Raw genomic sequence first — 24414 nt, forward strand, 5'->3', positions numbered from 1 at the left:
TCATATATTGCCCGACTATGGGACGTCACCGGATCGCACTCATTCGAGGCGACGGCATCGGGCCGGAGCTGATGGACGCCGCGCTGCGCGTGCTCGACGCGGCGAGTGAGGTCGGCGGCGTCGAACTGGAATACGTCGAGGTCGACGCGGGCGCCGACACCTACCGGCGCACGGGGGCCGGGTGCTCCTCGGCGGACGTCGAGCGACTGCGACACGAGGTGGACGCGACGTTGAAGGGTCCGGTCGGGCTGCCTGACATGCGGTTACCCGACGGCACCGAGGCCGGGTTGCTCGGTGGCATCCTGCGCACCGGACTCGACACCTACGCCAACGTCCGCCCCGTCCTGCTGCTGCCGGGGGTCACCTCTTGCCTTTCGGGTAGGAAGGCGGGCGACATCGACTATGTCATCGTGCGCGAGAACACCGAGGGCCTTTACGCCTCGCGCGGCAAGGGCGTCGGTAACGAGTGGGCGGTGGCCGACACCCTGCTGGCCACGAGGGAAGGCACACTGCGTGTCGCGCGCAAAGCCTTCGAGATCGCCGCGGGCCGCGACGGCGCGCCAGGGGATGGCGTGCGAAGAGTGACGTGCGTGGACAAGAGCAACGTGTTGCGCAGCCACGCGCTGTTTCGCCGACTCGTCACCGAGGTCGCAGAGGACTGGCCCGGCATCGAGGTGGAGTACCTCTACGCCGACGCCGCGGCACAGGCGCTCGTGCTGCGACCCGAACACTTCGACGTGCTCGTGATGGAGAACTTCCTCGGCGACGTGCTCAGCGACCTCGGCGGAGCCACGGTCGGCGGCATCTCGCTGTGCCCCTCAGGGAATGTCGGTGCAGGCGCGGCCTATTTCGAGCCGATCCACGGCAGCGCGCCGTCACTGGCGGGCAGGGGCGTGGCCAACCCGGTCGGGCAGTTGCTTGCCGCCGCGATGATGCTCGACCACCTCGGGGAGCACACCGCCGCCGTGGCCGTCCGGTCGGCGGTGTCCGCCGCGCTTGCCGACGGCACCGCTCGTATCGAGCAGGACGGCTCGGCCCGGGGTGGGGCCGACACCGTCGCCGACGCGGTGGTCACCGCACTACGCGCGGGCCGCTGATCACCTCACCACGTGGTCGACGAAGCCGTAGTCGCGTGCCTCATCGGCGGTGAACCAGCGGTCCCTGTCGGCGTCGGCGAGGATGCGCTCCAACGGCTGGCCGGTCTGGCTCGCGGTGAGTTCGGCGATGTGGCGCTTCATGGCGCCGAACACGTCCGCCTGGATGCGAATGTCGGTGGCGGTCCCCTTGATGCCCGCCGAAGGCTGGTGCATCACCAGCCGGGCGTTGGGCAACGCGAACCGCTTTCCCGGCGTTCCCGAGGACAGCAGGAACTGTCCCATGGAGGCGGCGAAGCCCAGCGCCCACGTGGACACGTCGGGTTCGATGAGCCGCATGGTGTCGTAGATGGCCATCCCCGCGGTCACCGAACCGCCGGGCGAGTTGATGTAGAACTTGATGTCACGCTCGCTGTCCTCGGCGGCCAGCAGCAGCAACTGGGCGCAGATGCGGTTGGCGACCTGGTCGTCCACTTCGGAACCGAGGAACACGATCCGCTCGGTGAGCAGGCGTTCGAAGACGGGCTCCTGGGATTCGGAGGTTCCCGCCGATCGCAGTGACGGTGTTCGCAGCAGAGTGCTCATGTCCGCGACGCTAGCCTTAGCTGGGCCCGTTGTGGGCGTCGTTCGCCCACGGCGGAGCGTGCAGGGCGGTTGCGCTGTGAGCGGACACACCAACAGCCGGCGATGCTCACCCCCTGCGCAGCGGTTGTGATATAGGCGAAAAGGGCTCGGCGTGCGTGACCTCGTGCTGGGAGACTTGACCTGTGCGATGGCTGAAGCTTGAGGGTGCGGTGAATGTGCGGGACCTCGGTGGCATCCCCACCGAGGATGGTGCGACAACCGCCCCCGGCCGGTTGTTACGGTCGGACAACTTGCAGGACCTCTCCTCCGGTGACGTTTCCTACCTGCTTGGCACCGTTCGGCTGAGCACGGTGGTGGATCTGCGTACCAAGGCCGAGCTGCACGCGGAGGGACCCGGCCCGCTGACCAGGGTGGAGCAGGTGGTGCACGAGCACCACTCGCTGCTGCCCGAGCACGCCTGGAACGCCGCGGCCGAGGCGCTGCTGGTGCGTCGCCGCATGGAGGTGGAGCGCTACAGCGGTGACCCCGCCTGTGCCCACTACCTCGGCTACCTGGAGGAGCGCCCTGACAGCGTGGTCGGCGCGCTACGGGCGGTCACCCGGTCGCACGGTGCGGCGCTGGTGCACTGCGCCGCGGGCAAGGACCGCACAGGGGTGGTGGTCGCGTTCGCGTTGTCGGTGGCGGGAGCTCAGCGCGACGAGATCGTGCGCGACTACGCGGCCACCGGTGAACGGATCGCCGCGATCCTGGAGCGGCTGCGCGGGTCGGTGACCTATGCCAAGGACATCGACCGGGTACCGCTGGACAAGCATGTGCCGCGCGCGGAAACCATGGCGGAGTTCCTCGACCACATCGACAAGCGTTATGGGGGCGTGCCGGACTGGCTCGGCGAACACGGCTTCGCCGACGACGAACTGGAAGCGCTACACCGCAAGCTGCGGGACTGACCCCACCGTCAACCCCGCGAGTCCCCCGCTCAGGACCGCGAGTTCTGCACTCTCGCCCGCGAGTCCCTCAGTGCGGGCAGCGAGTTCCGCATTGCCAACGGCGAACCCGGCGAAACCCACCTGGCTGGGCCGCCCACCTGCGTTGCAGGAACGCAGAACTCGCGGGCAGGAACGCAGAACTCGCGGGCAGGAACGCAGGACTCGCGGGGTGGGTGGGTCAGGCGCCGTAGACCGGTTCCGGCTCCGGGGCACGCTCCAGCAGGCGGGCGACGACGGGGCCGAGCTCGGCGGGCTCCCAACGTGCTCCCTTGTCCTCCGAGGGGCCGTGCCGCCACGACTGGGCCAGCGACACCTGACCGCCTTCGACCTCGAAGACCCTGCCGGTCACCTTCGCCGACTCCTCGCTGCCCAACCACACCACCAGCGGTGACACATTCTCCGGCGCCATCGCGTCGAACCCGTCCTCAGGTGCGGCCATGTCCTCGGCGAAAGCCTGCTCGGTCATGCGCGTGCGCGCCGCGGGCGCGATGGCGTTCACCGTGACGCCGTAGCGAGCCAGTTCCGCGGCGGCCACCACGGTCAACCCCGCGATACCCGCCTTCGCCGCCGAGTAGTTGCCCTGCCCCACGCTGCCGAGCAGCCCGGCGCCGGAGCTGGTGTTGATCACCCGTGCGCTGGGGGTACGGCCCGCCTTGGCCTCGGCCCGCCAGTACGCGGCAGCGTGCCGCAGGGTCGCGAAGTGCCCCTTCAGGTGCACCCGGATGACCGTGTCCCACTCCTGCTCCGCCATGTTCACCAGCATCCGGTCGCGCAGGAAGCCCGCGTTGTTCACCAGCACGTCCAGCCTGCCGAACTTCTCGACGGCCGTGTCCACCAGTCGCTGCGCACCTGCCCAGTCGGCGATGTCGTCGGTGTTGGCCACGGCCGAGCCACCCGCGGCCTCGATCTCGGCGACAACCTGCTCGGCCGGGCCGCCGGAGCTGCCGCTACCGTCCAGCCCGACACCGATGTCGTTGACCACCACTCGGGCGCCTTCGCGGGCGAACGCCAGCGCGTGCTCGCGCCCGATGCCCCTGCCCGCGCCGGTGACGATCACGACCCGGCCTTCCACGATTCCTGTCACCGTCACTCCTTGTCATGTCGTGCGTTGGCGGCGGCGAGGAACGAGGGCACCTCTCCCCCGCCGTGTACCGCCAGCGTCGCGCCGCTGACGTAGGACGCCAGCGGGGAAGCCAGGAACGCCACGCAGGCACCAATCTCCTCGGGCTCGGCCAACCGTCCGAGCGGGACGGTCGCGCCGACGGCCTCGACTCCCTCGTTGTCGCCGTAGTGCAGTTCCGCCTGTTCGGTGCGCACCATGCCGACACGCAGGGCGTTCACCCGTACCTTGGGTGCCCACTCCACGGCCAGGCTCGCGGTGAGGTTGTCCAGTCCGGCCTTTGCGGCCCCGTACGAGGCGGTGCCCGGGGACGGTCGCGCGCCGCTGACGCTGCTGATGTTGACGATCGCGCCTCCGGACTCCTGCCGCTGCATCACCGCGTTGGCGCAACGTGCGACGGACAGCGGGGCGAGCAGGTTCAGGGCGACGACCTTGGCGTGGAAGTTGGCCGAGGCGGTAGCGGCGTCGGCGAACGGCGCACCACCGGCGTTGTTCACCACGATGTCGAGCCGCCCATGCTGCTCTGCGATCCGCTCGACCAGCCGCTCGACATCGGCGGGCTCTCGCACGTCGCACCGCTGGAACTCCACGCCCCGATCGAGCCGCTCCGGATCCCGGCGCGCGCAGGTGATGACCGTGGCGCCCGCATCGAGCAGAGCCCCGGTAATGCCTGCCCCTACGCCACGGACACCTCCGGTGACGAGCGCCACCGCGCCGTCAAGGCGCAAGTCGAGCGCCACGCCATTCCTCCTTCCGGCCTGTACTCGCGCCAGGCACACTGCTAACTTACCAAGCAAGTGCTAGGTTAGGAAGGCGTATGGCAGACGTCATCTCCACGAACCGCGTGGAGCCGGGAATCGCAGTGGTGACAGTGAATTCCCCTCCGGTGAACGCCCTCACCGTGCAAGGCTGGTTCGACCTCGCCGAGGCGATCACCGCGCAGGGCCGCGACCCGGAGTGCCACGTCGTGGTGCTGAGAGCCGAGGGACGTGGCTTCAACGCGGGCGTGGACATCAAGGAGATCCAGGCGGATTCCGCGTACGGGGCGCTGATCGGCGCCAACCACGGTTGCGCGGCCGCGTTCGCCGCCGTGTACGACTGTGCGGTGCCGGTGATCGCAGCGGTGCACGGGTTCTGCCTCGGCGGCGGGATCGGGCTCGTCGGCAACGCCGACGTCGTCGTCGCCTCCGACGACGCGACGTTCGGGCTGCCGGAGGTCGACCGTGGCGCGCTCGGCGCTGCGACGCACCTCGCCCGCCTCGTGCCGCAGCACCTGATGCGCACGCTGTACTACACGGCGAGCACGGTGGACGCCCACCAGTTGCACCACCACGGCTCGGTGTACCGGGTGGTGCCGCGCGCCGAACTCGACGAGGCCGCGCTTGCGGTGGCAAGGCAGATCGCCGACAAGGACACCAGGGTGATCCGCGCCGCCAAGCAGGCCCTCAACGGCATCGACCCACAGCCGGTGCACCGCAGTTACCGGTACGAACAGGGCTTCACCTTCGAGTTGAACCTGGCCGGTGTCTCCGACGCCGCGCGCCAGGACTTCCTCGACAACGGCAAGGGAGAGTGATGGCGGACAAACGGATGAGCGCCGACGAGGTCGTCGCCGAGCTTTCCGACGGCATGACCATCGGCATCGGCGGTTGGGGTTCGCGGCGCAAACCGATGGCGCTGGTGCGGGCCATCCTGCGCTCGTCGCTGACCGACCTCACCGTCGTCTCCTACGGCGGGCCCGACGTCGGGCTGCTCGCTTCCGCGGGTCGGATCCGCAAGCTGGTGTTCGGATTCGTGACGCTGGACTCCATCCCGTTCGACCCGTGGTTCGGCCGCGTGCGCGAGAGCGGGCAGATCGAGGTAACCGAGTACGACGAGGGCGTGTTCGGCACCGCGCTGTCGGCCGCCGCGCAGCGACTACCGTTCCTGCCCACCCGTGCCGGGCTGGGTTCGGACGTCATGCGGCTCAACCCGCAGCTGCGCACCGTCAGCTCCCCCTACCCCGACGGCGAGGAGCTGCTCGCCGTGCCACCGCTTCGGCTCGACGCCGCGCTGGTGCACCTCAACCGCGCCGACGCCCGTGGCAACGCGCAGTACCTCGGCCCTGACCCCTACTTCGACGACCTGTTCGCGTTGGCGGCCGACCGCTGCTTCGTCTCCGCCGAGCAGGTGGTGGACACCGCCGAGCTCACGGCTACCGCGCCGGTGCAGAGCCTGCTGCTGAACCGCTCCGCCGTGCACGGTGTGGTGGAAACCCCACGCGGGGCGCACTTCACCAGCGCCGCGCCCGACTACGGCCGCGACGAGAAGTTCCAGCGGCACTACGCCGAGTCCGCGAAGGACCTCGAGGTCTGGCCCAGGTTCGTCGACCGGTTCCTCTCCGGAGACGAACGAACCTACCTATCCGAAGTGGACAAGTTCACCCGGGAGGCGGCATGACGAACGCGACACGTGCCGAGGTCGCCGCGGTGGCCTGCGCGGAGCTGTTCCGGGGCGACGGTGAGATCGTGGTGAGTCCGATGGGCCTGCTGCCGTCGCTTGGAGCGCGGCTTGCCAGGCTCACCTTCGAGCCCGACATCCTGCTCAGCGACGGCGAGGCCTACCTGCTGGCCAGCACGCCAGGTGTCGGTGAGCCGATCGTTGAAGGCTGGCAGCCGTTCCGCAAGGTGCTCGACACCGTGGTGCCACACGGCAAGCGGCACGTGGTGATGGGAGCCAACCAGGTCGACCGCTACGGCAACCAGAACATCTCCGCGATCGGGGACCACGCACGGCCCAAGAAGCAGTTGCTCGGCGTGCGTGGCGGGCCGGGAAACACTGTCAACAATCGCACGAGTTACTGGGTTCCCCGACACAGCACACGGGTGTTCACCGAGCGGGTCGACGTGATCTCCGGCGTTGGCTACGACAGCGCACGCGCTGCCGGGCCGAGCGCACGCAAGTACCACGACGTCTACCGGGTGGTTACCAACCTGGCCGTGCTCGACTTCTGCGGGCCGGACAACGCGATGCGGCTGGTGTCGGTCCACCCCGGCGTTTCCGTGGACGAGGTGGTCGCCAACACCGGCTTCGAACTCCACACCGGCGACGTGGCAGAGACCAGGCTGCCCACCGACGAGGAGTTGCGGCTGCTGCGTGAGGTGATCGACCCCAAGTCCACTCGGGATCGTGAGGTGCCGTCGTGACCACCGCAGCGACGCTGCGGACCCCGCTGACCGAACTGATCGGCGTGCGGCACCCGGTGGTGCAGACCGGAATGGGCTGGGTCGCGGGGCCACGCCTGGTGTCGGCCACCGCCGAGGCGGGAGGGCTCGGCATCCTGGCCTCGGCCACGATGACCTACGACGAGCTGGAGCCCGCGGTCAAGGAGGTCAAGGGTCGCACCGACAAGCCGTTCGGGGTGAACCTGCGGGCGGACGCCGAGGACGCGGACCGCAGGGTCGAGCTGCTGATCAGGGAGCGGGTCAAGGTCGCCTCGTTCGCGCTCGCCCCGCGCAAGGAGCTGATCGCGAAGCTGAAGGACGAGGGCATCGTGGTGGTGCCCTCGGTCGGCGCGGCAAGGCACGCCGAGAAAGTCGCCTCGTGGGGCGCGGACGCGGTCGTGGTGCAGGGCGGCGAGGGCGGTGGGCACACCGGTGGCGTGGCCACCACGCTGCTGCTGCCCTCGGTGCTGGACGCGGTGGACATTCCGGTGGTCGCGGCGGGCGGCTTCTTCGACGGGCGCGGCCTCGCCGCCGCGCTGGCCTACGGCGCGGCTGGTGTGGCCATGGGCACCCGGTTCCTGCTCACCAAGGAGAGCACGGTGCCGGACGCGGTCAAGCGCGCCTACCTGGAGCGGGGTCTCGCCGACACCGTGGTGACCCGCAAGGTCGACGGAATGCCGCACCGCGTGCTGCGCACCGACCTCGTGGACTCCCTCGAACGCTCGGGCAACGTGACCGGACTGCTCAGGGCGGTGCGCAACGCCGCGAGATTCCGCAAGCTCACCGGAGTGTCCTGGCGGTCCATGGTCACCGAAGGACTCGCGATGAAACGCTCGGGAGACCGGACGTGGGCGCAGGTACTCATGGCCGCCAACACGCCGATGCTGCTGCGGGCCGGGCTGGTGAAGGGCGACACCGACGCGGGCGTACTCGCCTCCGGCCAGGTGGTCGGGATGCTTACCGACCTGCCCAGCGTGGCCGAGTTGATCGAAGGGATGGTCACCGACGCCCGAGCACGCATCGCCGAACTGGGCAAGCTGTAACGACGGCAGGCACCGCCCGTGCCCCGCGAGTGGTCCTCGCCGGGCACGGGCGGGTTAATCACAGCCGCTCGATGATGGTCACGTTGGCCGTGCCGCCGCCCTCACACATCGTCTGCAGGCCGTAGCGGCCGCCTCGGCGCTCCAGTTCGTGCAGCAGGGTGGCGAACAGCTTGGTCCCTGTGGCGCCGATGGGGTGCCCCAGCGCGATTCCGCCGCCGTTGACGTTGACCCTCATCGGGTCCGCGCCCATCTCGTCCAGCCACGCGAGCACGACGCTGGCGAACGCCTCGTTCACCTCGAACAGGTCGATGTCGTCCACGGTGAGCCCTGCCTTGCGCAACGCGAACCTCGTGGCGGGAATGGGGCCGGTGAGCATCCACACCGGATCGGCCGCGCGCACCGCCAGGTGGTGCACCCGCGCCTTCGGCGTGGTCCCGGTTTCCTTCACGAACGCCTCGGAAGCCAGCAGCGCGGCACTGGCACCGTCGGAGATCTGGCTGGCCACGGCCGCCGTGATCCGCGAACCCGGGCTCAGCGGCGAAAGTCCCGCCATCTTCTCCAGGCTGGTGTCCCTGCGCGGACCCTCGTCGTACTTGAGATCACCGAAGGGCACGGTTTCGGCGTCGAACCTGCCCTGGTCGATGGCGGCGATGGCGCGCTGGTGGCTGGTGTAGGCGAACTCCTCCATCGCCTCCCTCGAGATGTCCCAGTGTTCGGCGATCATCTGCGCGCTCTGGAACTGGGAGATCTCGGCACTGCCGTAGCGCTGCTGCCAACCCTTCGAGCCGGAGAACGGGTCGTCGATGCCGTACTCCCGCCCGGCCAGCATCGCCGCGCTGATGGGGATCTGGCTCATGTTCTGCACGCCGCCTGCCAGCACCAGATCCATCGTGCCGGACAGCACGGCCTGCGCGGCGAAGTGCACGGCCTGCTGGCTGGAACCGCACTGCCGGTCCACCGTCACGCCGGGAACGTGGTCGGGCCTGCCCGCTGCCAGCCACGCGGTGCGCGCGATGTTGCCCGACTGCGAGCCGAGTGTGTCGGTGCAGCCGAGAATCACGTCGTCGACCCGCTCGGGGTCCACCCCGGTGCGATCGAGGATCGCGTTGATGACGTGCGCGCCGAGGTCGGCGCTGTGCACGGCGGAAAGGCCACCGCCGCGCTTGCCGACCGGCGTGCGCACCGCGTCCAGAATGTATGCCTCAGCCATGGGTCTCTCCCGTTTTCTTGGTCCGCCTGCGGCGGGTGGCGATCCCGTCGAGCAGGATGCCGAGGTATTGCTGCGCCACGTCGTCGGCCGAGAGGGTGCCCGCCGGGTTGTACCAGCGCACCGCCACCCAGACCGTGTCACGGATGAAGCGGTAGACCAGTTCCACGTCGATGTCCTCGCGGAACACGCCCTGCCGCACCCCGTCGGTGAGGATCTTGCGCCAGAGGTTGCGGAACTCCACGTTTCGCTCGTCGATATAGGCGAAGCGCTCCAGATGAGCCAGGTGTTTGGCCTCGTTCTGGTAGATCGCCACCTCGGCCGGATGGTCGCGAATGGACCGGAACGAGGCGGCCACCACCGCTTCCAGCGTGTTTCGCGGTCCGAGGTCGGCGGCGACGATCCGCGCGTAGGTGTCGAACAGCTCGTCGAGGAACCCGCGCAGAATCTCGTCGGCCATCGACTCCTTGGAGTCGAAGTGGTGGTACAGGCTTCCCGAGAGGATTCCGGCGGCGTCGGCGATGTCGCGCACCGTCGTGGAGACGTAGCCGCGGTCGGCGAACAGGCGCGCGGCCAGTGCCAGTAGTTCGGCGCGCCTTCCGGACCCGTTGTTGCCCGCCTGTCGCTTCTTCACGGTTCTCGTGTTCATCCGACCCGTCCCCTATGCATGCTGACTGCTCACCGAGATCACCTCGCCGGTCAGGTACGAGGCGTAGTCGCTGGCGAGGAACACCATGACATTCGCCACCTCCCACGGTTGTGCCGCCCTGCCGGAGACTTCCCGCTCGGTCAGGTCCGCCAGCAGCTCCTCGGAGGTCACTTTGGCGAGGAACGGGTGCATCGCCAGGCTTGGTGACACCGCGTTGACCCTGATTCCGTGCTCGGCCACGTCCACGGCGGCACACCGGGTCAGCGCCATCACAGCTGCCTTGGCGGCAGCGTAGTGCGACTGATCCGCCTGCGCCCGCCAGCCGATCACCGAGGCGTTGTTCACCACGGCTCCGCCACCGCCCTGCTCGACGAACTGGCGCAGCGCCGCCCTCGTCATCCGGAACGTGCCGTTGAGCGTGACGTCGAGCACGCGAGACCACTGTTCGTCGGTCATGTCCAGGATCGACGTGCTGCCGCCGAGACCGGCGTTGTTGATGAGCACGTCGATGCGGCCGAACCGCTCCACCGCGGCGGCGATCAGTCCCCGCACCTGCTCCTCGTCGGTGACGTCGCAAGGGAAGGCGTGCACCTCACCGTACTCGGCGAGGCTCTCGGCCTTCTCCGCGAGCCGCCGCTCGTGCCAGTCACTGATCACCACCCTGGCGCCCTCCTCGAGGCTGCGCCGGGCCACGGCCGAGCCGATGCCCGTGCCCGCGGCGGCGGTCACCACGACCACCTTGTCGCGCAGCAGTTCGCGCCCCTGCGGGTAGTCCGGCAACGGAATCACTGTCGCTTCTCCCTCGGCAGGCCGAGCACCCGCTCGGCGATAATGTTGCGCTGGATCTCGTTGGAGCCGCCGTAGATGGTGTCGGCTCTGGTGAACAGGAACAGCCGCTGCCACTCGTCCAGTTCGGGGTCGGCCACCAGCCCCGCCGCACCGCGAACCAACATGGCCAGCTCGCCGAGCTCTCGATGCCAGTTGGCCCACACGAGCTTGGACACCTCGGCCACGCCGGGCGCGGGGTCCCCGAGTGTGCGCAGCGCATGCGCCCGCATCACCTCCAGCCCGGCCCACGCCTGAGCGAGGCGCTGGTCGACGATCGGGTCGTCGGCGGCGCCGGTTCGCCTGGCCAGGTCGGTCAGCGCCGCCAGCTCGCGCCGGAAGCCGACCTGCTGGCCCAGCGTGGCCACGCCACGCTCGAAGCCGAGGGTGCCCATCGCGACACGCCAACCCTCGCCGGGCTCGCCGACCACCAGGTCGGCGGGAGTGCGGGCGCCGTCGAAGAACACCTCGTTGAACTCCGAGGTGCCGGTGAGCTGCTGGATGGGCCGTACCTCGATGCCGTCCTGCCGCATCGGCACCAGCAGGTAGGAAAGGCCGCCGTGCCTGGTGGAGCCGGGTTCGGTGCGGGCGAGCACGAAACACCAGTCCGCGACGTGGGCCAGCGAAGTCCACACCTTCTGCCCTCGCAGTACCCACTCGTCGCCGTCCAGGCGTGCGGTGGTGGAAACGGCTGCCAGGTCCGAGCCCGCACCCGGCTCGGAGTAGCCCTGGCACCACAGCTCCTCCACCGACACGATCTTGGGCAGGAACCGGCGCTGCTGCTCGGGGGTGCCGAAGGCGATGAGCGTAGGGCCGAGTAGTTCCTGGCCGAGGTGGCTGACCTTCGCGGGTGCGTTGGCTCTGGCGTACTCCTCGTGGAAGATGACCTGCTGTTCCAGCGTCGCCCCCCGGCCACCGTGCTCGACCGGCCACCCGACGCAGGTCCATCCCGCCGCCGCGAGGTGCCGCTCCCAGGCAAGGCGTTCCTCAAATGCCTCGTGCTCCCGGCCGGGACCGCCGAGCCCCCGCAGCGCGGCGAACTCGCCCGTGAGGTTCTCGGCCAGCCAGGTCCGCACTTCGTCGCGAAACTCGCCGCCCGACGCCGTGTCGGACACTCGAAGACCTCCTCGGGATGTTTTCAACGCGGCCGTTGGTGCGTAGGCTACCCTACCAAGCACTTGCTAGGGAGGTTCTCGTGGAAACGGCACCAGCCACGGTTCCGGCGGCACTAAAGCGGGCGGCGCGGGAGTTCGGCGACCGGGAGGCCGTGGTCAACGACTCGGTGCGGCTGCGTTACGCCGAACTGTACGAGCAGGTCCGCCGATTCGCGACCGTGCTGTCCCGCCGCGGTATTCGGCCGGGCGACCGGGTGGCCATCTGCTCACCCAACACCTACCACTGGGTGGTCGCCTCGCTGGGCATCCTCTACGCGGGCGCGACCGTCGTCCCCATCAACACCCGCTTCACCGGCCCGGAGATGGCCGACGTCATCTCCCGCGGCGGTGCGCGGGGGCTCGTGGTCGCGGGTCCGTTCCTCGGCATGGATCGGCTGGCAGAGCTACGCAAGGCCGGGATGGGTGAGCTGCCGCTCGTCGTGCGAGTTCCGGTGGAGGGCGAGCCGGAACCGACCGACGGCGTCGTGGACTGGCGCGACCTGCCGCGGCTGACAGCCGACGCCGATGCCGCTGAACTGGCCGAGATCGATGCCCGCGCGGAGGCCGTTGCCCCCGACGATGTCGCCGACATCCTGTTCACCTCGGGCACCACCGGGCGCAGCAAGGGCGCGATGACCAGCCACCGCCGCACCATCGGCGTCGCGCGGGCCTGGGCGGAATGCGCGACCCTCTGCGACCAGGACCGCTACCTGATCATCAATCCGTTCTTCCACAGCTTCGGTTACAAGGCGGGCATCCTGGCGGCTCTGCTGCGTGGGGCCGCGATGCTGCCGCAGCTCACCTTCGACGTCGAGGCCACGATGCGGCTGGTCGAGCGGGAGCGGGTCACGATCCTTCCGGGAGCGCCCACGATCTACCAGGTCATGCTGGACGCGCCCAGCCGGTCTCGGTACGACCTCGACAGCCTGCGGGTCGCGGTCACCGGCGCCGCCACGGTGCCGGTCGCCCTGGTGGAGCGCATGCGTGCCGAGTTGAGCTTCGACATCGTGCTCACCGCATACGGGCTCACCGAGGCCGTGGTGGCCACGATGTGCAGGCCCACAGACGATGCCGAGACCATCGCCCGCACCTCCGGCAGGGCCACGGCAGGCTTCGATATCCGCATCGCGGACAACGGCGAGATCCTGCTGCGCGGGCCGAACATGATGCTCGGCTATCTCGACGACCCAGTCGCGACACGGGAGGCCATCGACGCCGAGGGCTGGCTGCACACCGGTGACGTGGGTCGGCTGGACGAGCGCGGCTACCTCACCATCACCGACCGGCTCAAGGACATGTACATCTGCGGCGGCTTCAACGTCTACCCGGCCGAGGTCGAGCAGGTGCTGGCCAGGCTCGACGGAGTGGCCGACTCCGCCGTGGTCGGCGTGCCCGACGCGCGGCTGGGTGAGGTCGGCAAGGCCTTCGTGGTGCGCAGACCGGGGGTGACGATGTCCGAGGAGGACGTCATCGACCACTGCAAACGCGAGCTGGCCAACTTCAAGGTGCCCCGGCAGGTGGAGTTCCGCACGGCGTTGCCCCGCAACCCTGCGGGCAAGGTTCTCAAACGCACGTTGCGGGACGAGGAGGCAAAACGATGAGCGCGCAAACCGATGAAGCCGAAGCGGAGGTCGTGCGTTACGAGCGCCGCGGCGCGGTGGCCGTGGTGACGATGAACCGGCCGCAGTACCGCAACGCGCAGAACTCCGCGATGACCTACGCGCTGGACGCCGCGTTCACCCGCGCCGTGGAGGACGACGAGGTCAAGGTGATCGTGCTTGCGGGTGAGGGCAAGCACTTCTCGGCGGGGCACGACATCGGCACCCCTGGCAGGGACGTGGACGCGCACTTCGAGAACAAGGCCGTGCTGTGGTGGGACCACGTCGGCAAGCAGGGCGGCGACCAGCGCTTCGCCCGCGAGTCCGAAGTGTACTTGGGGATGTGCAGGCGTTGGCGGGAGATTCCCAAGCCGATGGTCGCCAGCGTGCAGGGCGCCTGTATCGCGGGCGCGTTGATGCTGGCCTGGGTGTGCGACCTGATCGTCGCCTCCGACGACGCGTTCTTCTCCGACCCCGTGGTGCGCATGGGGATTCCCGGCGTCGAGTACTTCGCCCACCCCTGGGTACTCGGTCCACGCGCCGCCAAGGAGGTGCTGTTCACCGGCGAGCGCTTCAGCGCGCAGCAGGCCAAGGAGTGGGGCATGCTCAACCGGGTCGTGCCAAGGGACGAGTTGCACGAGCAGACCCTCGCGCTGGCCGAGCAGATCGCGCGGATGCCGTCGTTCGGGCTCGCGCTGACGAAGAAGGCCGTCAACCAGGCCGAGGATCTGATGGGCATGCGAGCCGGCATGGACTCGGTGTTCGGGCTGCACCACTTCGCCCACGCGCACAACGCCGAGGTCTACGGGGGCGACTCCCTGGGTGGCCAGGACGCCCGTTCGATGCGCGACGCCAACAAGAAGAGCTGAGCATGGACCTGGATCTCGACGAACGGACGACGGCATTCCGGGACGAGGTACGCGCCTGGTTGGCGGAAAACGTTCCGAAACGCCCGCTGGCCTCCTTCGACACCGCCGAGGGGTTCGAGCAGCACCGCCGCTGGGAAGCGAAGCTGGCCGACGCACGGTTGTCGGTGGTGTCGTGGCCGCGAGAGTACGGCGGCCGGGATGCGAGCCTGCTCGAATGGGTGCTGTTCGAGGAGGAGTACTACGCGGCGGGCGCGCCGGGCAGGGTTGGCCAGAACGGCATCTTCATGCTCGCGCCGACCTTGTTCTCCCACGGCACCCCCGAGCAGCGGAAGCGCATCCTGCCCGCGATGGCTCGCGGTGAGCAGGTGTGGGCGCAGGCGTGGTCGGAGCCGGAAGCAGGTAGCGACATCGCCGCCCTGCGCAGCACCGCCACCCGTACCGACGGCGGCTGGCTGCTGTCGGGGCAGAAGGTGTGGAGTTCCCGCGCCACCTATGCCGACCGCGCGTTCGGGCTGTTCCGCAGCGACCAGGACAGCGAACGCCACCGTGGGCTCACCTACGTGATGTTCGACCTGCGGGCCGATGGGGTGCGGGTGCGCCCCATCCCGCAACTGGACGGTGAGCCCGGGTTCGCGGAGATCTTTCTGGACGAGGTGTTCGTGCCCGATGCCGACGTGATAGGCGAGCCGGGCGAGGGCTGGCGGGTCGCGATGACCACCGCGAACAACGAGCGCGGGCTGTCGCTGCGCTCCCCTGGCCGGTTCCTCGCCGCCGCGGACCGATTGGTGCGGCTGTGGCGGGAAACCCATGGTGACACCGAGACCGCGCTCGCGGCTCGGGTCGCCGACGCATGGATTCAGGCGCGGGCCTACCAGCTCTACACCTTCGGCACCGTGACGCGGCTGGCCGAAGGCGGCGAGCTGGGGCCGGAGTCGAGCGTGAACAAGCTGTTCTGGTCACACCTCGACGTGGGTCTGCACGAGACGGCGCTGGAACTGCTCGGCCCGGACGCCGAACTGAGCGGCAAGACCGGCTGGCCGGAGGGCTGGCTGTTCTCGCTGGCCGGCCCGATCTACGGCGGCACCGACCAGATCCAGCGCAACGTGGTGGCCGAGCGGCTGCTGGGACTTCCGAGGGGACAACGGTGAGATTCGCGCTATCGGACGAGCAGCGCCAGTTCGCGGAAAGCATCGACCAGTTGCTGTCCGCTTCGGACCCGGCCAAGGCCAACCGGGCATGGGCACAGGGTCAACACGAGCCCGGGATGCGGATCTGGCAGGCGCTGGCTGAGCTGGGTGTGCAGGCGCTCATCGTCCCGCAGCAGTGGGGCGGGATCGAGGCGACGCCGGTGGACCTGGTCGTGGCTTTCGAGCGGCTCGGCTACCACGCCGTGCCGGGTCCGTGGGTGGACACCGTCGCGGCGCTGCCCGCGCTGCTGCCGGAGGACCATCCGCTGGCAGAGCGGTTCCTTCCTGGTGTGGCATCCGGCGAGACGCTGGCCTCTCTCGTGCTGCGACCCCACGTGCCGTACGCACTCGACGCCGACGTCGCGCAGGCTCGGCTGCTGCTGGACGGGGCGGCACTGCGGCGGTTCTCCCCTGGCCAGGTGCTGTCATCGATGGACGGCTCGAGGCGGCTGTTCGAGCCGGTCCCCGGAGCCGAGAACGAGGCCGACACCGGAGCCGACACCGGAGCCGGCACAGTCACGGCTGAAACGGAGGCCGCCTTCGACATGGGCGTGCTGGCGACGGCGGCGCAGTTGCTCGGCGCGGGCCAGTGGCTGCTGGACGCGTCAGTGACCTATGCCAAGCAGCGCAAGCAGTACGGCCGCGAGATCGGCCAGTACCAGGCGATCAAGCACCTGCTTGCCGACGTGGCCACGGAGCTGGAGCTGGCAAGGCCGCTGGTGCACGCCGCGGCGATTGCCCTGGGCGGCGACACCGCGGCCAGGGACGTGTCGGCCGCGAAGGTCGCGTGCGCGCGAGCGGCTCACCTCGCCGCCCGTACCGGATTGCAGGTGCACGGGGCGATCGGCTACACGGCCGAGCACGACCTGGGGTTGCGGCTGACGAAGGTGCGGGCCCTGGTGTCGGCGTGGGGAACCCAGGCCGTGCACCGCACCAGGGTGTTGCGCGGCATGCCGGAGCACGGGCGGGTGGGCTGATGTCCCTCACACCAACCGAGGAGCAGGTTGCCCTCGCCGAGACGATTCGAACGCTGTTGCGCAAGACCGAGCCTGAGGATGCCTGGTCACTGCTGTGTGAGCAGGTCGGGGTGTCGGGGTTGGCCGTTCCGGAGAGCTACGGCGGCGCGGGAGCGGGCCCTGCCGAGTTGGCCGTAGCGGCGCTGGAGACGGGCAGGGAGCTCACTCCCGCTCCCCTGCTCGGTTCGACCGTGCTCGCCACGCAGGCTCTGCTGGAGTCAGCGGACGAGTCGGCCTGTGAACGGCTGCTGCCACCGATGGCCGAGGGCAGGAGCGTCGCCGCGCTCGCGTGGACGGGCGCCGAGGGACGCTGGGACCCTCGGACGGCTACGTGTACCGCCGATGGCGCCGTTCTGGAGGGGACGGTGCACTTCGTGCTCGACGGCGACACCGCCGATGTGCTGCTCGTCGTCGCCCGCGTGGACGACGAGCTGGCGCTGTTCGAGGTGGAGCCCTCCGGGCAGGGGGTGAGCCGCAGGCATACGCCCACCATGGACGCCTCACGCAGGCTCGCCGAGGTGACGCTGACGAGGGCCGTCGGGCGCCGAATTGGCACCGGCGACTTCCGACCCGCGCTGCACCGCGTGCGTGATCTCGCCTGCGCGATTCTGGCCGCGGAGCAGGCGGGAGCGGCCGAACGAGCCTTGGAGATGACGGTGGCCTACACCAAGGAACGTGAGCAGTTCGGCCGCCCCATCGGCGGTTTCCAGGCGCTCAAGCACCGCATGGCCGACATGTACGTGCTCGTGGAAACCGCCCGCTCCGCCGCGCTGGCCGCCGCGACATTCGCCGAAGACCGCGAGCGACTCGCCGCCGTGGCGAAGGTGCACTGCTCGCGGGCGCTGTCGACCGTCGCGGCGGAGATGATCCAGCTACACGGCGGCATCGGGATCACCTGGGAACACCCGGCACATCGCTACTTCAAGCGCGCGCACTCCAGCGAGCAGCTGCTCGGCAGGCCGCACGAGCACCTTGCCAGGGTCACCGCCCGTCCCTGAGGTCAGCGCGCTGGGTTGTCGCCGCCGTGGCGACACAGCGCTCGGCCGAGCCCATGCTGCCCGCATGGCCCTTGCCATCACTGCCGCGCGAGGCGCTTGCCCAGATGCCCCCGCACTGGAAGCAGCCGACGCAACGATCGACCGAAAAGTCCTAACGGGACGATTCATCGTAGGGCACCGATCAGGGTTGGCGATCCGCGAGAACACAGAACTCGTTGCCCTCCGGGTCGGCGAGCACGACCCAGCTTTCGTCGCCCTGTCCGACGTCGACGGTTCGAGCACCCAGATCGAGCAGGCGGCCGACTTCTTCCTCCTGGCCTCTGTCGGTCGGGTTGAGGTCAATGTGGAGCCGGTTCTTGACGGTCTTGCCCTCTGGCACGTACGCGAACGTCAACGTCGGTGGCACCGGGCCAAGGCGGCTCCTGCCTTCGGGTACCGCGGCTGAGCCGATGGTGACGATTCCGTCCTCTTCGGCCTGGATCTGGTAGTCGAGCACCGAGCACCAGAACCGGGCCAGACCGCGGGGATCGGCGCAATCGATCGCGAGTTCGGTGAACTTGCTTGTCATGTCAGGCCTCCCAGTCAGGTATTGAGTCCACACTAACCGCCGTGTTGGGCGACGAGAGCCGTTGCCACCCGATCGTGTCGAACATATGTTCGACTCCCCGTGCTAGCTTTGCTGTGTGTCCGATACGCATTCCTTTGAAGCGACCGCCTCGCCCGAGGCCGTTGCCGGACTCGCCGACGGCGAGCTCCTCACAGCGCTGCGAGAGCTCGAGGTGTTGAGCCGGCGGGTATACGCCGCCTTGCTGCGGGTGATCGCCGAGATCGAATCGCGGGGAACGGCTCAGGCACTGGGCTACGCCGGAGCAGGCGCTCTGCTGCGCGATGTCGGCAACCACAACCCCGGCCACGTCCGACGGCTCCTCGCGCACACCCGTGCGCTCCACCGCTTGCACACGCCATCAGGCACACGAATCGAGGCGAAACTGCCGCACGTCGCGGCGGCGCTGGGGGAAGGCGAGCTTGGCGCCGAACACGTCGAGGCGATCCGGGCGGCGCTGGAAGCACTGCCGTCCGCGGTATCCACACCAGACCGCGCGATCACCGAATCCATTCTGTGCGAGGCAGCGACCAGCAGCGAGCCGCGGATCGTCACCAAGCTTGGGCGTGAGATCCGCGCGAGACTCGACCCGGACGGCGATCGGCCTGCCGAAACGGAACTGACGAGACCGGATCGTTGGCTGGAACTGCGTCCGCGTCCCGATGGTGGCGTCACGGGCATGTTCGGACTTGATCCAGAGGCTGGCGCATTGCTGACCGCGCTGCTGTCACCCCACACCGCGCCTCGCGTCGACGAGCAGGGACCGGACCGACGCGACCGTGACGAGCGCTACGGCGACGCCCTGGTGGACGTGCTGCATCTGGCCGCGCGCTGTCCCGAGGCGCCAAGCGAAGCGGGAGAACCGGTGACCCTACCGGTCACCACTCACCTCAGTGAGCTGCGGCAAGGGATCGGCCGGGGGCTGGTGGACGGTCACCCAAACCTGCCCGTGGCGCAGCTCCGGCGTATGGCCTGTGACTGCAATGCCTTGCCGGTTGTGCTCGGCAGTCGGGGAGAGACTTTGGACATCGGGCGTGCGAGCCGCACCGTTCCTCGCCGAATCCGCCGCGCGCTTGTTCATCGGGACGTCGGCTGCACCTTCCCCGGATGTGACCGGAAAGCAAAATGGTGCCAGGCGCATCACATCGTTCACTGGGCGGACGGTGGCCCCACGGCCCTGCACAACCTCGTCCTCGTCTGCTCGGCACACCATCGCGTGCTGCACCACACGGACTGGGAGGTCACCCTGATCAACGGGAGGCCTTGGTACCTACCACCCTCCTACGTCGATCCCGGTCGCCTACCTCGCCGCAACACACTGCACACGGTCCGCGCCGGTGCTGGGCCGCTGCCTTTCCGGCCACCCAACGACAAGGCTTCCTGCTACGGAGGGATTCACGAACCCGTTCACGACAAGAAAGAGGTGGCGCTCCAATGAACCCACACTCACACGTCCGCACTCAGGATGAGGCCGCTGGTCGGCACTCCGGTGCCCGCCGTGACCACAACGTTCGACACTTTGTCCGGCTGGTTCACCGAGGTGCCCCTGAGCAGCCGCACCGCCTCGGCGATGCCGTTCATCCCGTGCAGGTACGCCTCGCCCAACTGGCCGCCGTGAGTGTTGCACGGCAGCCTACCGCCGAGTTCCAGGTTGCGGTCGGCGACGAAGTCCTTGGCCTCGCCCCGCCCACAGAATCCCAACTCCTCCAACTGCGGAAGCAGCAACGGTGTGAAGTGGTCGTAGAGGATGGCCGCGTCGATGCTGTTCGGGCTCAGCCCACTCTGCTCGTAGAGCTGGGTGCCGACGAGTCCCATCTCGGGGATGCCGGAGATGGACGGGCGGTAGTAGCTCGTCATCATGTGTTGGTCCACGCCGGAACCCTGGGCCGCCGCGGCGATGTAGGCAGGTGGCTGCGGCAGGTCGCGGGCCCGCTCCGCGGACACCACCACGATCGCCTGCCCACCGTCGGTTTCCTGGCAACAGTCCAGCAGGTGCAGCGGCTCGGCGATCCACCTGGACGCCTGGTGATCGGCGAGGGTTATCGGGCGCTGGTAGAACCACGCCGCGGGATTGTTGGCCGCATGCTTGCGCATCGCGACCGCGACCCGCCCGAAGTCCTCGCTGGTGGCCCCGTACTCGTGCATGTAACGCCGCGCGAACATCGCCACCCACTGCGCCGGGGTGGAAAGTCCGAACGGGGTCATCCACGAGTAGGCCGCACGGTCGGCACTGCTGCCCAGCGGACGGTCAGCCTGGCCGAGCCCGTAGCGTTCCCCCGAGCGTTCGTTGAAGGCTCGGTAGCACACCACGACCTCGGCGACGCCGGTCGCGATCGCCATCGCGGCCTGGGCGATGGTTCCGCAGGCGGCGCCGCCGCCGTAGTGGACCCGAGAGAAGTGCTTCAGTTCCCCGATGCCGGTGTTACGGGCAATGTGGATCTCGGAGTTGGTGTCGGCCGTGAACGTGACCAGACCATCCACATCGGATGGTTCAAGTCCCGCGTCCGCGATGGCGGCCAGCACTGCCTCACATGCCAGCCGCAGCTCGCTACGGCCGGAGTTCTTCGAGAACTCGGTGGCTCCGATACCCGCGATCGCGGCGGCGTTGGAGATGCCGGTCACGCTGTCACCTCCTTGGCGAAGAACACCGAGACGGTGCCTTTCACGTGCGTGCCGAGACTGTTCTCGCCACGCACCGAGATCTCCACCGAGCCCGCGTCCTTGCCGGTCACCTCGCCGGTGAGCGTCATGGTTTCGCCGGGATAGTTAGGCGCGCCGAGGCGAATCTTGATGGCACGTACGGTCGCTTCGGGGCCAGCCCAGTCGGTGACGAACCGGCTGACCAAACCGTTGGTGGTGAGGATGTTCATGAAGATGTCCTTCGACCCACGCTCCCGCGCCAGTTCGGGGTCGTGGTGCACGTCCTGGTAATCCCTGCTCGCGATGGCGGTGGCCACGATCAGGGTGCGCGAAAGGGGGATCGCCAGTGCGGGCAGGGAGTCGCCCACCGCCATGTCGGAGTAGCTCGTCATGCGGTGGTCACCTCCGTGGTGGCCAGCACGGAGCCGAGCCGGGCGAGGTCGGCGCTCGGGCCGCCGAGGGTTCCGGCGATCTGCTTGCCCCACAGATAGTGGCGGTGCACCGGGTAGTCGATATCGACGCCGATGCCACCGTGCAGGTGCTGCACCCGATGCACCACCTGCTGGCCCGCGTCCGTGGCCCACCACTTGGCGACCAGGGCGACGCGCTCGGCGGGTTCGCCCGCATCGAGGTGGGTCGCCGCGTTCCACATGGTGACGCTCATGGCTTCGATGTCGATGTAGCAGTCGGCGAGTTGGTGAGCCACCGCCTGGAAGGTCGCCAGTGGCCTGCCGAACTGCTTGCGTTCGCTGAGGTAGCTCGCCGCGTGGCGCAGTGCGCCTTCCGCGACGCCGAGTTGCACTGCGGCGAGCGCCACATACGCGCGGTGCAGCGCGTCATGCAAGGCTGCGGGTTCCCCGACCGCATGCGCGGGTGCACCGTCCAGCCGTAGGTGTCCGCACGGCTGGTGGCTCGTGGTGTCTGCCGCCTCCCAGCTCAGCCCGGGGGCGGCGGGGTCGACGAGGAACAGCCTGGCGCCTTCGTCACCGGTGGCTGACACGAGAATCGCCCGCGCCCCCTCCGGCACGGGAACCGACGCCTTGTTTCCCGTCAGCGACCACCGGCTGCCTGCGCGCTCGGCGACGCACTCCGGGCTCGCCGGGTCAGCGGCGCCGAACTCCTCCAGCGCCAGCGTGAGCCTCGCCGAACCGTCCGCCACTGAGGACAGCAACTCGCGCTGCTGCTCGCTTCCGTGCGCGGCGAGCACCAGCGCGGCCACGGCCGAGGGCCACAGCGGAACTGGGGCCACCCGCTTTCCCTGCTCCTCAAGCACGACGCAAAGCCCGCCCATACCCAGGCCCGCGCCGCCGTGGACCTCCGGCAGTGCGATGCCGAGCAGACCCGCTTCGGCGAGTGAGTGCCACAGCTTCTCGTCCATCCCGGTGCTCTCGACGGCACGGACCCGTTCCGTGGTGGCGGTGTCGGTGAAGATCTCCGACGCGAGATCCCTCACCGCCGTGAGTTCCTCGCCCAGGGTGAAGTCCATCAGCCCTCCTTGCCAACGTGCGCCGAGCCCGGCGCCACGGGCCGGAACACCGGAAGCGTCAGTTCGTCGTCCGCGTCGAGCCATTCGAGCCGCACCGGCATGCCGATCTCGACCTCCTCGGGTGCGATGCCGACCAGGTTGGTGATCAACCGGGTGCCTTCCACGAGTTCGACGACCGCGACGATGAGCGGGTACTCGAACGCGGGGTGCTTGGGATGGTGTGCCACCACGTAGCTGTAGACGGTGGCCTGTCCGCTCGCCCGCACGGTGTCCCAGTCGAACGAACCACACTCGGGGCAGCACGGCCCTGGCGGGTGGCGCAGCGAATCGCAGGAGGTGCAACGCTGGATCAGCAGCCGGTGCTCGCGGCAGGCGTCGAACCAGAACACGTTGTCCTGGTTGAGCGCGGGGCGTGGCCGCGGTACCGAGGGTTCGTCGCGCTCGGGCTCGTCCGCGGGACGGAATCGCAACAACCGCCACCGTTGCGTAGCCACGACCGCGCCTGCGTCATCGGTGTAGGTGCGCAGACTGGTGAGGAAGTGGCCGGTTCCCAACGCCGTCCGCTTCTGCGGCGACACCGACTCCAGCGTCTCAGACACGCTCACCCGGTCACCGGGAATCAGCTCGCGGAAGAACTCGAATTCCGAGTCGGTGGCCACCACCGAGGTGAAGCCCGCCTCGTCGAGCAACGCGAACAACTCCGCCTGAGCATCCGTTCCACTGCTCGGTGCCTGGGTGGCCGCGTAACCGCGCATGGTCCAGGCCTGCATCATCGCCGCGGGCGCGACCACGTCCGGGCGGCCGGTGGCGCGGGCGGTGTGGGCGTCGAGGTAGATCGGGTTGGCGTCGCCCATGGCCTCGACCCAGTGCCGGATCATGGGCACGTTGACCTCGTCCTGCGCGCGCTGCACCGGACGCAGCTCGCGGCCGACGAACGACCGCAGCCGCTGCTCGAACGTCTCGCTCATGCGCCACGCCCCAGCCGAGGCAGGCCGAGCCCCTGTGCCGCCACCATGTCGCGGAGCACCTCGTTAACCCCGCCGCCGAAGGTGTTCACGATGCCCTGCCGGGAGAGCTGCTCGACCTGTCCGGACAGCACAGCACCAGGGGATTCGGGCCGGACCCGGCCTGCGGCGCCGAGCACCCCGAGCAGCAGCCGCTGCACCTCGATGTGCGTCTCGGTTCCGTAGACCTTCGTGCCGCCCGCCTCCGCGCCGGAGAGCGTTCCATCGCCCGCCGACCGGACCATCTTCCAGTTCATCAGCTGCATCGCCTCCAGCCGCGCGTGTGCCCTCGCCAGGTCCTGCCGCACCCACGGGGTGTCGATCGCGCCGTTGTCCTTCGCCCAGGCGAGCACCCGCTCCCAGAGTGCGGTCATCCGCCCACCCAACGCGGCAAGTCCCACCCGCTCGTGGTTGAGCTGCGTAGTCATCAGCTTCCAGCCACGGTTGACCTCGCCGACCAGATAGCTGTGCGGAACGCGAACCCCGCTGTAGTAGGTGGCGGTGACCGTCATGCCACCGACAGTCCGGATCGGACTCCAGGAGAAGCCGGGGTCCGCGGTGTCGACAATGAGGATGGAGATGCCCTTGTGCTTCGGCGCTTCCGGATCGGTGCGACAGGCCAGCCAGATGTAGTCGGCCGTGTTGGCACCACTTGTGAAGATCTTGCTTCCGTCCACCACCCAGTCATCCCCGTCACGCACCGCCCTGGTGGTCAGTGACGCCAGGTCGGTACCCGCGGCCGGTTCGGTGTATCCGATCGCGAACACGATCTCGCCCGCGAGGATTCCTGGCAGGAATCGCCGCTTCTGCTCAGGCGAGCCCTGCGCCATCAGCGTGGGCCCGACCGTGTTCACGGTGACGAACGGGAACGGCAGCCCGGCGCGCTGTACCTCGTCGAAGAAGATGAACTGGTCCTCCATCGACCGTCCCCGGCCGCCGTACTCGACTGGCCAGCCGATGCCGAGCCAGCCGTCGGCACCCAGCCTGGCCACCACGTCCCTGAAGTACTGACCGCCGACACCTTCCTCGCCCGCGCGGCGCCGCACTTCCTCGGGGAACAGCCCCGCGAAGTAGGACCTGAGTTCGGCGCGTAGCCGACGTTGCGCCGGTGTCTCGCGCAGTTGCATGTGCTCTCCGCCGTTGGTG

25 protein-coding genes are annotated in these 24414 nt (G+C 69.0%); 12 read left to right on the forward strand and 13 right to left on the reverse strand.

Going from position 1 to position 24414, the window contains the following annotated elements; all coding sequences use genetic code 11:
- The first annotated feature begins 17 nt into the window (after positions 1 to 17).
- Positions 18 to 1097 carry an isocitrate/isopropylmalate dehydrogenase family protein gene (locus FHU38_RS16000; RefSeq protein WP_167172256.1) on the forward strand — a complete coding sequence of 360 codons (1080 nt, stop codon included), beginning with the start codon at positions 18 to 20 and terminating at the stop codon, positions 1095 to 1097.
- Here the strand turns inward: FHU38_RS16000 and FHU38_RS16005 are convergent, their stop codons facing one another.
- Positions 1098 to 1679 carry a ClpP family protease gene (locus FHU38_RS16005; RefSeq protein WP_243852271.1) on the reverse strand — a complete coding sequence of 194 codons (582 nt, stop codon included), beginning with the start codon at positions 1677 to 1679 and terminating at the stop codon, positions 1098 to 1100.
- A 182-nt stretch (positions 1680 to 1861) separates the two neighbouring features.
- On the opposite strand from FHU38_RS16005, the gene FHU38_RS16010 reads away from it, so the two are divergent.
- Entirely contained in the window at positions 1862 to 2626 is a 765-nt protein-coding gene (locus FHU38_RS16010; RefSeq protein WP_167172258.1) for a tyrosine-protein phosphatase, read from the forward strand.
- A 217-nt stretch (positions 2627 to 2843) separates the two neighbouring features.
- On the opposite strand, the gene FHU38_RS16015 is transcribed toward FHU38_RS16010, so the two are convergent.
- Together FHU38_RS16015 and FHU38_RS16020 are read right to left on the reverse strand one after the other, a co-directional pair.
- On the reverse strand, positions 2844 to 3749 hold the full coding sequence (locus FHU38_RS16015) for an SDR family oxidoreductase (protein WP_167172260.1): 906 nt from the start codon (positions 3747 to 3749) through the stop codon (positions 2844 to 2846).
- A gap of 2 nt (positions 3750 to 3751) precedes the next feature.
- The gene (locus tag FHU38_RS16020; RefSeq protein WP_167172262.1) at positions 3752 to 4525 is read right to left on the reverse strand and encodes an SDR family oxidoreductase; all 774 of its coding nucleotides are present in this window, start codon (positions 4523 to 4525) and stop codon (positions 3752 to 3754) included.
- Positions 4526 to 4602: 77 nt separating this feature from the next.
- On the opposite strand from FHU38_RS16020, the gene FHU38_RS16025 reads away from it, so the two are divergent.
- The 4 genes from FHU38_RS16025 to FHU38_RS16040 are packed head-to-tail and all read left to right on the forward strand — an operon-like array spanning position 4603 to position 8031.
- Entirely contained in the window at positions 4603 to 5361 is a 759-nt protein-coding gene (locus FHU38_RS16025; RefSeq protein WP_167172265.1) for an enoyl-CoA hydratase family protein, read from the forward strand.
- On the forward strand, positions 5361 to 6224 hold the full coding sequence (locus FHU38_RS16030) for a CoA transferase subunit A (RefSeq protein WP_167172267.1): 864 nt from the start codon (positions 5361 to 5363) through the stop codon (positions 6222 to 6224). Before FHU38_RS16025 ends, FHU38_RS16030 begins: the two co-directional genes overlap by 1 nt.
- Complete coding sequence (locus tag FHU38_RS16035; RefSeq protein ID WP_167172269.1) at positions 6221 to 6970, forward strand: CoA-transferase subunit beta; 750 nt, start codon at positions 6221 to 6223, stop codon at positions 6968 to 6970. Before FHU38_RS16030 ends, FHU38_RS16035 begins: the two co-directional genes overlap by 4 nt.
- A gap of 14 nt (positions 6971 to 6984) precedes the next feature.
- Positions 6985 to 8031 carry an NAD(P)H-dependent flavin oxidoreductase gene (locus tag FHU38_RS16040; RefSeq protein ID WP_208416602.1) on the forward strand — a complete coding sequence of 349 codons (1047 nt, stop codon included), beginning with the start codon at positions 6985 to 6987 and terminating at the stop codon, positions 8029 to 8031.
- Positions 8032 to 8089: 58 nt separating this feature from the next.
- Here the strand turns inward: FHU38_RS16040 and FHU38_RS16045 are convergent, their stop codons facing one another.
- Genes FHU38_RS16045 through FHU38_RS16060 form a run of 4 tightly spaced genes read right to left on the reverse strand, consistent with a single transcriptional unit; the run spans position 8090 to position 11827 of the window.
- Complete coding sequence (locus FHU38_RS16045) at positions 8090 to 9241, reverse strand: acetyl-CoA C-acetyltransferase (protein ID WP_167172273.1); 1152 nt, start codon at positions 9239 to 9241, stop codon at positions 8090 to 8092.
- A complete protein-coding gene (locus tag FHU38_RS16050) occupies positions 9234 to 9887 on the reverse strand; it encodes a TetR/AcrR family transcriptional regulator (RefSeq protein WP_167172275.1) in 654 nt (217 codons plus the stop codon). Before FHU38_RS16050 ends, FHU38_RS16045 begins: the two co-directional genes overlap by 8 nt.
- Positions 9888 to 9899: 12 nt before the next feature.
- The gene (locus FHU38_RS16055; protein WP_167172277.1) at positions 9900 to 10676 is read right to left on the reverse strand and encodes an SDR family oxidoreductase; all 777 of its coding nucleotides are present in this window, start codon (positions 10674 to 10676) and stop codon (positions 9900 to 9902) included.
- Positions 10673 to 11827 carry an acyl-CoA dehydrogenase family protein gene (locus FHU38_RS16060; protein WP_167172279.1) on the reverse strand — a complete coding sequence of 385 codons (1155 nt, stop codon included), beginning with the start codon at positions 11825 to 11827 and terminating at the stop codon, positions 10673 to 10675. The genes FHU38_RS16055 and FHU38_RS16060 overlap by 4 nt, the downstream gene beginning before the upstream one ends.
- Before the next feature lie 80 nt (positions 11828 to 11907).
- On the opposite strand from FHU38_RS16060, the gene FHU38_RS16065 reads away from it, so the two are divergent.
- The 5 genes from FHU38_RS16065 to FHU38_RS16085 are packed head-to-tail and all read left to right on the forward strand — an operon-like array spanning position 11908 to position 17534.
- On the forward strand, positions 11908 to 13467 hold the full coding sequence (locus FHU38_RS16065) for a FadD3 family acyl-CoA ligase (protein ID WP_167172281.1): 1560 nt from the start codon (positions 11908 to 11910) through the stop codon (positions 13465 to 13467).
- On the forward strand, positions 13464 to 14333 hold the full coding sequence (locus tag FHU38_RS16070; protein WP_167172283.1) for an enoyl-CoA hydratase: 870 nt from the start codon (positions 13464 to 13466) through the stop codon (positions 14331 to 14333). Before FHU38_RS16065 ends, FHU38_RS16070 begins: the two co-directional genes overlap by 4 nt.
- Positions 14334 to 14335: 2 nt before the next feature.
- Complete coding sequence (locus FHU38_RS16075; RefSeq protein ID WP_167172285.1) at positions 14336 to 15481, forward strand: acyl-CoA dehydrogenase family protein; 1146 nt, start codon at positions 14336 to 14338, stop codon at positions 15479 to 15481.
- On the forward strand, positions 15478 to 16497 hold the full coding sequence (locus FHU38_RS16080) for an acyl-CoA dehydrogenase family protein (protein ID WP_167172287.1): 1020 nt from the start codon (positions 15478 to 15480) through the stop codon (positions 16495 to 16497). The genes FHU38_RS16075 and FHU38_RS16080 overlap by 4 nt, the downstream gene beginning before the upstream one ends.
- Positions 16497 to 17534 carry an acyl-CoA dehydrogenase family protein gene (locus FHU38_RS16085; RefSeq protein WP_167172289.1) on the forward strand — a complete coding sequence of 346 codons (1038 nt, stop codon included), beginning with the start codon at positions 16497 to 16499 and terminating at the stop codon, positions 17532 to 17534. Before FHU38_RS16080 ends, FHU38_RS16085 begins: the two co-directional genes overlap by 1 nt.
- Positions 17535 to 17715: 181 nt before the next feature.
- Here FHU38_RS16085 and FHU38_RS16090 read toward each other — a convergent pair whose 3' ends face one another.
- Entirely contained in the window at positions 17716 to 18102 is a 387-nt protein-coding gene (locus tag FHU38_RS16090) for a VOC family protein (protein WP_167172291.1), read from the reverse strand.
- Positions 18103 to 18217: 115 nt separating this feature from the next.
- On the opposite strand from FHU38_RS16090, the gene FHU38_RS16095 reads away from it, so the two are divergent.
- Positions 18218 to 19576, forward strand: a complete 1359-nt coding sequence (locus tag FHU38_RS16095; RefSeq protein WP_167172293.1) for an HNH endonuclease signature motif containing protein — start codon at positions 18218 to 18220, stop codon at positions 19574 to 19576.
- Between the two features lie 8 nt (positions 19577 to 19584).
- On the opposite strand, the gene FHU38_RS16100 is transcribed toward FHU38_RS16095, so the two are convergent.
- The 5 genes from FHU38_RS16100 to FHU38_RS16120 are packed head-to-tail and all read right to left on the reverse strand — an operon-like array spanning position 19585 to position 24395.
- Positions 19585 to 20760: a lipid-transfer protein gene (locus tag FHU38_RS16100; protein ID WP_167172295.1), complete on the reverse strand. Its 1176-nt coding sequence runs from the start codon at positions 20758 to 20760 to the stop codon at positions 19585 to 19587.
- Complete coding sequence (locus FHU38_RS16105) at positions 20757 to 21170, reverse strand: MaoC family dehydratase (RefSeq protein WP_279590183.1); 414 nt, start codon at positions 21168 to 21170, stop codon at positions 20757 to 20759. The genes FHU38_RS16100 and FHU38_RS16105 overlap by 4 nt, the downstream gene beginning before the upstream one ends.
- Complete coding sequence (locus FHU38_RS16110) at positions 21167 to 22264, reverse strand: acyl-CoA dehydrogenase family protein (RefSeq protein WP_167172298.1); 1098 nt, start codon at positions 22262 to 22264, stop codon at positions 21167 to 21169. The genes FHU38_RS16105 and FHU38_RS16110 overlap by 4 nt, the downstream gene beginning before the upstream one ends.
- Positions 22264 to 23232, reverse strand: a complete 969-nt coding sequence (locus tag FHU38_RS16115) for a bifunctional MaoC family dehydratase N-terminal/OB-fold nucleic acid binding domain-containing protein (protein ID WP_167172300.1) — start codon at positions 23230 to 23232, stop codon at positions 22264 to 22266. Before FHU38_RS16115 ends, FHU38_RS16110 begins: the two co-directional genes overlap by 1 nt.
- Entirely contained in the window at positions 23229 to 24395 is a 1167-nt protein-coding gene (locus tag FHU38_RS16120) for an acyl-CoA dehydrogenase family protein (protein WP_167172302.1), read from the reverse strand. Before FHU38_RS16120 ends, FHU38_RS16115 begins: the two co-directional genes overlap by 4 nt.
- Between the last annotated feature and the right edge of the window lie 19 nt (positions 24396 to 24414).

This window comes from Saccharomonospora amisosensis (genome assembly GCF_011761185.1).
Lineage (GTDB): Bacteria > Actinomycetota > Actinomycetes > Mycobacteriales > Pseudonocardiaceae > Saccharomonospora_A > Saccharomonospora_A amisosensis.